Origin of the sequence: Citrobacter sp. TBCS-15 (genome assembly GCF_005280815.1) — a bacterium.
Taxonomy (GTDB): domain Bacteria; phylum Pseudomonadota; class Gammaproteobacteria; order Enterobacterales; family Enterobacteriaceae; genus Citrobacter; species Citrobacter werkmanii.
Window position 1 is genome coordinate 1 of the sequence record NZ_SZWK01000024.1, and the last position, 508, is coordinate 508.

Here is a 508-nt window from a genome sequence, read left to right on the forward strand (position 1 = left end):
ATATATGAAAAGCAACTACAAAAGTTTAAGGGCAGAAGAAAAAGCTAGTAAACATTACGCTAGAGGTGTCAGAAAGCTATCTAAAGAGCTTGAGGAAATGAACGAAACAAAGTATAGGGCAGAGCCTAACGAGTGCTTATATGGCTTGATAAGCGAATTATGGAGCTATTGGGGTAAAGGTTGGATCCTGCCTATGCTTAAATATAATATTGAAATTACAAGACAAGGCGACGTCTTCATTGTAGAAAGAGGAGTAAATGGAAACAATTAATATTAAATTTGATGAAAAACAGCTAGAAGAAGTTGTGAAAAAAGTTACTGAAAAACTTAAAAAAGAGAAAGATTCAGATACAGCAAAGGAAAAAGTGTCAGTAATGTATTTAGAATTTAATGAAGCAAATCATGCAAGCGAGAAAGGTAAACTTTACTTTGGGCATGCTTTTCACACTTTGTCAAAAAAGTATGCTTCGGAGTTTTATTTATCTAGTGAATCTGATTTGACAAAAGC

2 protein-coding genes are annotated in these 508 nt (G+C 33.5%); both read left to right on the top strand.

Features of this window, described 5'->3' with window-relative positions:
- Positions 1 to 271, top strand: a 271-nt coding sequence (locus FDW96_RS25160) for a hypothetical protein (protein WP_212732845.1), incomplete at its 5' end; no start/stop codon positions are given.
- A partial coding sequence (locus FDW96_RS02750) for a hypothetical protein (RefSeq protein WP_137365187.1) occupies positions 258 to 508 on the top strand: 251 nt, incomplete at its 3' end. The genes FDW96_RS25160 and FDW96_RS02750, both read left to right, overlap by 14 nt.